We start from the raw sequence: 8,345 nt of genomic DNA, 5'->3' as shown, positions 1-8,345 counted from the left end.
GGTTTCTCCGAGGCTCGGAGAAACCCAACATCACGAAAAATTCGAGGAGATCTCCCGCCACGGCCGTCCGCCATGGGTGATCGGACGGCGGAGCGTGAGCCATCACAGGCAGGACCGAGTATCCAGCCCGGTGGCGCTGACCTGCGAAGACAGCACCACCCAGCGTGAACCAGCACCCCCGATCAGGGATTCGATCCCGCTCCAGTGAGGCGAAATGACCATCTAGGAAGTCGCTATCAGGCTTCGATGTTTCGGCCGCCCTGACGGGGCCACCCCCAGAGCGAAGCGGGCACTCGGGTGCTCCAAGTCAGCCACTAGCTGTGTTGTCCGGACAGGTTGGTGACGCGGCTGGCTGGGGTGCGGCGGCTGATTCCGATGCGGGGTCGGTGGTAGTTGTACCAGTCCAGCCAGTCGGGGAACGCTGCCTGTCGTTCGGTGTCTGAGGTGTAGGGCCGGTGGTAAGCCCACTCCTCGAGCAGGGTGTGGTGGAAGCGTTCGACCTTGCCGTTGGTCTGGGGCCGCCAGGGCCTTGTCCAACACCGTGTCACGAAGGGCGCTTCCCGCAGCACCGCGGCCAGCCGCTGTCCACCGTGGTGCCGCAGGTGCCGGTACCCGGCCAGCCAAGCCACATTGCGCCGGTAGACCGGGTCGACGGGCCCGAGCACCCAGTACCGCCAGCCCACCGCCGCACAGATCTCTCCGACCACCGCCGCGAGGGGTCGCTGACGCTGCGAAAGCTCCGACCTGGCCGTGCAGTCGGCCAGCACCTCCTGGCCGTCGGCCAGCCGGAGCATCAGCCAAGGAGCATGCGCACACACCCCGCTCGGCTTACGCCACCGCAGCTCCAGCGGCCGGGCCACCAGGTCGCTGACGCGCGGGTCACGGTCGAGCAGCATCATGTGCACTCGCATCACTGCGCACCCGTGACTCGTGTCGTCACTGCGTCCTTGCTCCGCGTACTCGAAAGCGGAGAGCCGGAGTGCAACGGTGCCCTCTCCGGACGCTGCACGCCGTCGTAACCAGCCACGCGCAGAAGCCCGGCCGGAGCAATCCGGCGGGGCTCCGTCGCCTCACACTGGTCTCACCGACTGTGCGGACTCCCGGACTGAAAGATCCATCTCCGCAGGTCAGAGGCCCACATGACCGCAACACCCCAGGTCAGGGCAACCAGGAGACCACTTGCCCCTGTCCTCCTCGGAGAGCAGCGCCAAAGTTCGGTACGACAACAACCACTTACCGGTCGGTGAGGGTGTGTGCGCTCTGCAGTAGGGACCGGGCGGCTGGGTGGCGGCTGTGGGGACGTAGGTGTGCTTGGAGCTGGGTGAGAGCCTGGTCTGCGGTGTGGGATTGCAGGTGGGGGTAGTGCTGGAGGAAGTGGCGCCAGTGGGCGCAGGCGGCTTCGAGGTGGCCGACCTGGAGATACGTTCCAGCGAGGCGGGCGTGGGTGAGGGCGACAGGCCGGTGCTGGGAGGGGACGCGACGATCAGCTGAACTCGTCAGGGCCTCCAGGGCGTTGGTGTGGTGGCCGAGGACGAGGAGGGTTGCAGCTCTCTGGTAGTCGAGGTCGGCGCGGGGGTAGGAGGTGAAGGGCCCGGGTGGTCCGGACGCTTTCTCGTGGTGGGTCTCGGCCGCTGCCAGGCGGGTGAGAGCCTTGCGGGGTTGTCGGTTGTGGGCGTCGGTGAGGGCGTGCTGGATGAGTACGAAGGCTTTGACGGCGCTGGGGACGTTGCGGCCGGCGGCGTCGGTGGCGGCTTCGGCGAGGCGGGCGGCGTGGGTGAGGTGACCCAGTTGCAGGGCTTGGGTGCTCATTGCGCGGAGGGTGATGGCGTAGGTGGTGCGGTTGTCTGCCTGGCGGGAGAGGCCGAGTGCGGCGGTGTAGTAGTGCTGGGCCAGGCGGTGGTGGCCGGCGTCGGTGGTCATGGTGGCGAGCAGGTGTGTGAGCTGGGCGGCGTAGGTGAGCAGGTCCAGTTGCAGGGCGCGGGGGGCGCGGCGGGTCAGTAAGGGGCTGACGTCGTCGGCGAGGTAGGCGGCCAGGGCGGATCGGGCGTGGGCGCCGCCGTGGCAGGCTGCCAGCCGCGCGAAGATGCGGATCATGCCGTCGAGTCTTTGGGCGTCGGCGGACGTAGCCCGTCGACGCCCTGACCGGGCCGGCGGGGATGCGGGGCATCCCTCTTCGCTCCAGGCGGGTATGGCGGGGTTGGTGAGGCTGTAGATCGAGTGGGTCAGAGCGGTGCGGTGGGTGGGGTCGGTGTCGCTGCGGGCGAGGGTGACCAGGGCTGTCACGGGGTCGGCTTCTATCGCTATTGCCGTCGGGGTGGGGCCGTCGTGCCGGGGTGGGGCCAGTCCGGTCTCCTCGGTGGTGATCAAGCGGCCGGTGCGGTGGCTGAGTGCTTGTGCGGCCAGGTCGGGGACGGGCGAGCGGGGGCGCGAGCCGGTGAGCCAGTGCGCGACCGCGGTGCGGTCGTAGTGCAGTGACAGTCCCTGGGCCCTGCCCAAGTCGTTGATGGCGCAGGCCAGTTCCCCGGCGTTCCAGTTGGCTTCGGTCAGTAGAGCGGCGAGGCGGTGGTTGGGCTGGTGACGTGGCATGGCTTTCCCCCGTACGGCGATGCACCCGGATTTCTCATGTTCACAAGCGTTCAACGGGTTCACGCGGCGATCACGGTGAAACGCTTCTGCTGACGGCGATCGAGGGGTGCACTACGGGTGTACCCGGTCCGGGCGTGGCCACATCGGGCGCCTGTCCAGATCCATGACCATTCCCGAACCTTGAATGGCCGTCAGGAAGTGCGTGTTATGACCAGCACCGCCTTCGCCGCATCGCCCGGCAACCCCGCTCCGGCCAAAGCGCTCGCGCGGGCCCGCGAGCTGCTCGCCCCGCCCTCAAAGACTGGGGCGGCACACGGCGCCGACCAGCGCAGAAGCGGGAGAGGGAAGTCGCGGCAGCACTGCTCGAACTCGGCTCGGATCGCTGTGCAGATGCTGGAGACGGTCGACTTCGGCAGCGCCGCTTCCCGCCCGAAAGCGTCTGCCAGGGCGTGTGCTACGTCCCGGGTGGTGCCCGCAGCAGCAGAAACCGGAGACAAGGGGATCACCATGGAGCGTGACGCGGCAGAACATGCCCTTCGCAGCTACTTCGCAGCCATCGGCGACAGCGACATTCAGGCGGTGATCGCGCACCTAGAACCGGACGCTGTCCTTTCCGATCCGTACGGCACTACCCGGCACGCCGGAACAGAGAACATACAGAGGTTCATCGCCTCCCGACATGACCAGATCGCCAGCATTGCCGTAGCACTCACCTGGCATGTCACCTGCGGAAACCGCGCAGTCGCGCACTGGAACGCCCGTGCCGCCGGGCGGGATGGCCGCCGGGCGTTCTTCCGGGGAACCACCGTCTTCACCTTCGGCACCGGCACGCTCTTCCGATCCGTCGAGCACTACTACAACCCGCAAGAGTTCATCGGGCACATCGTCACCTCCTGACACGCCCCCAGCGCCACGAAGATCTGCCCCGAAAAGGAGCTACTCCCATGGCCGTGCTGTCCCGACCTGTCATCCAGTACCCCCGGCACATCCTCGACCAGCAGCAGGTACTCGCCCTCGTGGAGAAGGAATTCTCCGGCAGACGTCATGCGGACAAGGCGATCCAGCTGATCAAGGGCATGAACATCGATCGCCGCTACGGCGTCATCCCTACCGAGCGTCTGCTCACCTCAGGGACTCTGGAAAAACGCGTCGAGCGGGACCTCACCCACGCACTGTCCCTCGCGGTACGGACCGCTCGGGAGGGCATCACCGCAGCTGGGCTTACCGCCCGCGACATCGACTCCCTCATCTTCGTCCACTCCACCGGATATGGCCTGCCCAGCCTCGACGCACCGCTGACGGCCCGCCTGGGGCTCCGCCGCGACGTACGAAAACTGACCATCTCGCAGTCGGGATGCGCCGGCGGCGCGGTGGCGCTGGCCCGCGCCCGCGATGACGTTGCAGCACATCCGGGAGCGCATGTACTGATCGTCGCCGTGGAGCTGTGCTCTCTGCTCTTTCACGAGGAGGAGACCAAGCTGGAGCGCATGATCTGCTGCGGCCTGTTCGGCGATGGATGCGCGGCGGCCGTAGTGAGCGGTGAAGACCGCGACGGTATCCGGCTCAACTCCTCCTGGGAGTACCTCCTTCCGGATTCGCTGTGCGAACTCCAGATGACCATGGGGCCGGAAGGGTTCGGATGTGAACTCGCCCCCGGCGCACCCGACCACATCAAGGCGGCACTACCCGAGTTGATGCGGTGGTGGCGGGACACAGGACACCAGAGGGAGGACCTGAAATTCCTTCTCGCACACACCGGCGGTCCGAGAATTCTGCGGGCCATCGAGGAGGGCCTGGCCCTCGACGAGAAGATGCTGCGGCCTTCCTACGCCACGCTGAGGGAGAGCGGAAACACGGCGAGCGTATCGGTCCTCGACGCGATATCCCGCGGGTGGGACTCGCTCGCACAGGGCGATCACGGAATGATCACGGGGTTCGGCCCCGGCATGTCCCTCATCGCCCTGGAAGCGCAACGAACCGGCCCCGTGTGACGCCAGACATCACCAGTCCAGGAGAACCGCCATGCCCGAGCACAACACCACCACCGTCCCCTTGTCTCCGGCCCCACTCATGCAACTCGCCACGGGCTTCTGGAGCTTCAAGACGTTCGCTGCTTCCATCGAACTGGGGCTGTACGACCTCCTCGCCCAACACCAGGGCTGCACCGTGGAAGAGGTCGCCAAGGCCCTTGACCTGCGCCACCGCCCCGCCGATCTTCTCCTGGCCGCCTGCGCGTCCCTGGACCTCCTGGACAAACAAGCCGACCGGTACCTCAACTCCCCCCTCGCCGACCAGTACCTCGTCACAACCCGCCCCGGCTACTTCGGCGGTTTCGTGCGGTTCTGCGACCAGCGCGAATATCCGGCCTGGCACCGAGTGACCGAGGCCCTGCGCACAGACCGGCCGGTGACATGGGACCCAGCCACCCAAGACTCCGTCTTCTCCGCCGAAGACCCCGTCATGCTGGAACTGTTCTGGGAAGCCATGCACTCCATCTCGGTATCCACCGCAAGGACCCTCGGAGAGGTCTACGACTTCGGCACTCACCTGCGGCTGCTGGATGTCGGAGGGGGCTCGGGAGCGTTCCCCGTCGAACTCGCCAAGCGCTATAAGCACCTGTCGGCCAGCGTCTACGACCTGCCACACGCCTGTCGCGTCGCGGAGAAGAAGATCGAGGCCGCCGGCCTGCAAAACGTCGTGAACACCCTCGAAGGCGACTTCCTGCGTGACGACACCCTGCCCCTCGGCTACGACGCCATACTGCTGAGCCTGATCCTCCACGACTGGGACGAGCCCACCGGACGGGCCCTGCTACGCAAATGCCGGGCGGCACTGCCTTCGGACGGAGTGCTTCTGATCTGCGAACTGCTCCTGAACGACGAGCGCACCGGCCCGCCGTCAGCAGCGCTCATGGGGATGAACATGCTCGTCGAGAGTTCAGGCGGTAAGAACTACTCCGGCGCCGAATACACCGCGTGGCTGTCCGAGGCGGGCTTCGCCCACACGGAGATCGTTCCCCTGGACGCGGCCGGCGCCAACGCCGTCATCGTCGCTCGCCCCGCATGACAGAGCGGATCACGCCCTGTGGGCATGCCTTCCCGTATGACTCGTCCGATTGCGCCGCCAGCCAGTTCAGGCTCCGGATCTGCCGATCACGGTGATCGCGCTCACGGGGGTGTCGGCAGCCTCCGCCGACGTCAGCGATAGCCAAAACTGGCTGTGGGGACCGCCGTTGTCGAAGGCGGCGACTACGGAGAAGGGGCGTGGAAGAGAGGCCATCTCCCCACAGCATGCGCAGCGCGGACACCAGGTCGAGGGACGTGTTGCACCCGAGGGTGTCGAGGTCGTCAAGACATATCCGCCAGTGGTGGTCGTCTTCGTAAGTGTGCGCGTTGACCAACTGCTGGAGCCGGTCATCCGGTGTGTTCGCGTCGCGCAGGCCGAAGACGCCGACGTCGGAGAACCCGATGACGAAGGGGCCCAGACAGGGGGCGAAGCTCATACACGGGACGGGATCGACGGTGCTGTCCCGCTTGTGGGCATGTGAAGGAATGTCACGGCGGCAGCCCAGTCGGTGATCGCGCAGAGGGCGCGATGACCTTCAAAAAACTCAGCCGGTAGGACTCTGTTAGGTCGGTGCGGGTCTTGCCAGGCAGCGTCTGCCCGATCCCAGGCAGGGGGCGGTGGTTCGTATTTTACGCCAAACTGTCGGACGAGGACCGTGTGCCGGGCGCTGCCGGCGCTGCACGGTTCGGGCAGGAGCAGCTCTGACGTGAGGAGTGCGGGTATGGAGTTGGAGCTTCGGCATCTGAGAGTGCTCTGTGCAATCGCCGATGCCGGAAGCCTGGGCCGGGCCGCGTCGGACCTCGGGTACTCACAGTCGGCCATGAGCACACAACTCCAGCGGATAGAGAGGCACTTCGGAGAGTCGCTGTTCGAGCGGCACACATCGGGTATCGAGCTGACGCACTACGGCGCGGAGGTCCTGGCTCAGGCCCGTGACGTTCTGGCCCACGCAGCCTCGATCGGACGGCGTTCGGCCGCAGGCGGTGCGAGAGTGCGCCAACCCCTCCGCCTGGCCGCGACCAACTCGCCGGTCCTGGCCGGCATGCTCGTCCGGCTCCGGAGCCGACTGCCTGATCTCGCGCTCACGGTGAGTAGCGTGTATCCGTCCTCGGAGATCGTCGAACTCCTGGAGCACGGCGAGGTGGACGCCGCGATCGCCGCGGACTACCCCGGACGTGTGCTTCGCCACTCGGCCGCCATTGCGCTCCGCGGGATCGTCACCGAGCCGTCCTTCGTCGCTCTGCCGGCCGGGCACCGGCTCCGGCACTGCCGGGAGGTGGCACTCGCCGACCTGGCCGACGACGCGTGGTTTCTGACCCCGGACGACGGAGCGGGCTGGCCGGGAGTGTTCTACGTGGCCTGTGAGTTGGCCGGCTTCAGCCCGGCGGCGGTCCACGAATTCCTTGGCGACCGGGAGCAGTTGCAGAAAATGATCGCTGAGGGCATCGGGGTCTCCGTCGTCCAAGCGACACTTCGGCCGATCCCCGACGTCCTCGTCAAACCGCTGGTCGGCACGCCCCTGTGGTGCCGTTATGTGCTGGCCTGGCGACGCGAGGGCCCTGCCGACGAGGTGGCGGACACACTCTTCGCCTCCGCCGCGGGGACGTACCGCGCTCTCATCGCGCAGTCGACGCACTTCCGGGCGTGGGCCTCGTGCACCTGAAACGTGATCAGGCCCTGGACGAGTAGGACCAACCGGCAGTAGGCGGTGAAGCGCGGCCGTTGTAAGAGCATCCGCCAGTAGGCCATGGACGCGACAAGGCTGGCAGCACGACGGACACGAGTTTGGTCGGTTCGAGGACCCGGCGGTCTTCGACCGGCTGGTCCTGGCGCTGGTGTCGAGGACGGGGACGGGGACGGGGTACGAGCGGGTCACGGACGCGGCGTGTTCGGCCACCACGATCCGGCGTCGGCGGGAATGAGTGGATCGAAGCCGATGTCGCCGGGCATCTCCTCTTGATCCCTACTACACCACCCGGCGGGATGCCATCAGCTCGACCAGCAGAGCCTCACGGAGCCGGGCCATACACCGGCCTCGGTCCAGTCCCGTAGCGTCGCCTGCAGGTCACCCCGCCGCAGCCGACCCGCTCGGCAGGTGCGTCCGCCCAAGTCACGCCTTCGCACAGCACACGATGCCCGCCACAGGAGGCATGGGAGAGCTCGGCCTGCCCGCCACTGTCACCAGGTTGCATCGTGGAGGTCCGCCAAGGCAAACAGGGCTGAACTGTTGGTGGCCGGTTTTGATGGCCGTTGACATATCCGGCACGTATTCATAGGAGGCTGTGTTCGACCTCTCGGCCGACGTGAGGGGGCCTTGCGGAAACGTTGGTGAGAACTCTGCGTGACTAGCCACCAACCTACCCCTCAAGGCGATGATGGCCTGGCGATGACCTCACGCACCCGACCCCAGCACGCCGTCATCGTCGGCGGAGAACGCGTAGAATTTGCCGTTCTGCTTGGACGCGTATTTCAGTCCTACCCACATGCGGTCGCCGATCTCGATGACGGTGTGGGGGCCGTTGCCGGGCGGCAGTTGACAACGACGGCCGCACCGTCATCACGGCGGGCGAAGTAGTCCGGCACGTGCGACACCGCCGTGCCGTTCGCTGCCGTTCGCTGCCGTTCGCTGCCGTTCGCTGCCGTTCGCTGCCGTTCGCTGCCGTTCGCTGCCGTTCGCTGCCGTTCGCTGCCGT

General features: G+C 66.9%; 7 protein-coding genes and 1 pseudogene. 5 read left to right on the top strand and 3 right to left on the bottom strand.

The window, feature by feature from the left end; genetic code table 11:
• Positions 1 to 208: hypothetical protein (locus AB0I10_RS37325; RefSeq protein ID WP_363157198.1), on the top strand; the 208-nt coding region annotated here is incomplete at its 5' end.
• A gap of 106 nt (positions 209 to 314) precedes the next feature.
• Here the strand turns inward: AB0I10_RS37325 and AB0I10_RS37320 are convergent.
• Positions 315 to 917, bottom strand: a pseudogene (locus AB0I10_RS37320) (TnsA-like heteromeric transposase endonuclease subunit); the annotation flags it as partial.
• Positions 918 to 1,233: 316 nt separating this feature from the next.
• Positions 1,234 to 2,586, bottom strand: a complete 1,353-nt coding sequence (locus tag AB0I10_RS37315) for a hypothetical protein (protein WP_363157197.1) — start codon at positions 2,584 to 2,586, stop codon at positions 1,234 to 1,236.
• A gap of 207 nt (positions 2,587 to 2,793) precedes the next feature.
• Between AB0I10_RS37315 and AB0I10_RS37310 the strand changes: the two genes are divergently transcribed.
• From AB0I10_RS37310 to AB0I10_RS37300, 3 genes are read left to right on the top strand one after another with little or no spacing between them, the layout of a single operon-like run.
• Positions 2,794 to 3,483, top strand: a complete 690-nt coding sequence (locus tag AB0I10_RS37310; protein ID WP_363157196.1) for a nuclear transport factor 2 family protein — start codon at positions 2,794 to 2,796, stop codon at positions 3,481 to 3,483.
• Between the two features lie 47 nt (positions 3,484 to 3,530).
• Complete coding sequence (locus tag AB0I10_RS37305) at positions 3,531 to 4,577, top strand: 3-oxoacyl-[acyl-carrier-protein] synthase III C-terminal domain-containing protein (protein ID WP_363157195.1); 1,047 nt, start codon at positions 3,531 to 3,533, stop codon at positions 4,575 to 4,577.
• 31 nt (positions 4,578 to 4,608) lie between these two features.
• Positions 4,609 to 5,652: a methyltransferase gene (locus tag AB0I10_RS37300; protein ID WP_363157194.1), complete on the top strand. Its 1,044-nt coding sequence runs from the start codon at positions 4,609 to 4,611 to the stop codon at positions 5,650 to 5,652.
• On the opposite strand, the gene AB0I10_RS37295 is transcribed toward AB0I10_RS37300, so the two are convergent.
• Positions 5,630 to 6,088 carry a hypothetical protein gene (locus tag AB0I10_RS37295; protein ID WP_363157193.1) on the bottom strand — a complete coding sequence of 153 codons (459 nt, stop codon included), beginning with the start codon at positions 6,086 to 6,088 and terminating at the stop codon, positions 5,630 to 5,632. The two genes, AB0I10_RS37300 and AB0I10_RS37295, sit on opposite strands and share 23 nt — an antisense overlap.
• 285 nt (positions 6,089 to 6,373) lie before the next feature.
• Between AB0I10_RS37295 and AB0I10_RS37290 the strand changes: the two genes are divergently transcribed.
• Positions 6,374 to 7,315, top strand: coding sequence for a LysR family transcriptional regulator (locus tag AB0I10_RS37290; protein WP_363157192.1), 942 nt, complete (start codon positions 6,374 to 6,376; stop codon positions 7,313 to 7,315).
• Positions 7,316 to 8,345 lie beyond the last annotated feature (1,030 nt).

This window comes from Streptomyces sp. NPDC050636 (assembly GCF_040654775.1).
GTDB lineage: Bacteria > Actinomycetota > Actinomycetes > Streptomycetales > Streptomycetaceae > Streptomyces.
This window is presented reverse-complemented; position numbering and strand designations above follow the sequence as displayed.

Coding starts and splice junctions, on each gene's coding strand:
- AB0I10_RS37315 (WP_363157197.1), bottom strand. CDS start 2,586: ATGCCACGTCACCAGCCCAACCACCGCCTCGCCGCTCTACTGACCGAA.
- AB0I10_RS37310 (WP_363157196.1), top strand. CDS start 2,794: ATGACCAGCACCGCCTTCGCCGCATCGCCCGGCAACCCCGCTCCGGCC.
- AB0I10_RS37305 (WP_363157195.1), top strand. CDS start 3,531: ATGGCCGTGCTGTCCCGACCTGTCATCCAGTACCCCCGGCACATCCTC.
- AB0I10_RS37300 (WP_363157194.1), top strand. CDS start 4,609: ATGCCCGAGCACAACACCACCACCGTCCCCTTGTCTCCGGCCCCACTC.
- AB0I10_RS37295 (WP_363157193.1), bottom strand. CDS start 6,088: ATGAGCTTCGCCCCCTGTCTGGGCCCCTTCGTCATCGGGTTCTCCGAC.
- AB0I10_RS37290 (WP_363157192.1), top strand. CDS start 6,374: ATGGAGTTGGAGCTTCGGCATCTGAGAGTGCTCTGTGCAATCGCCGAT.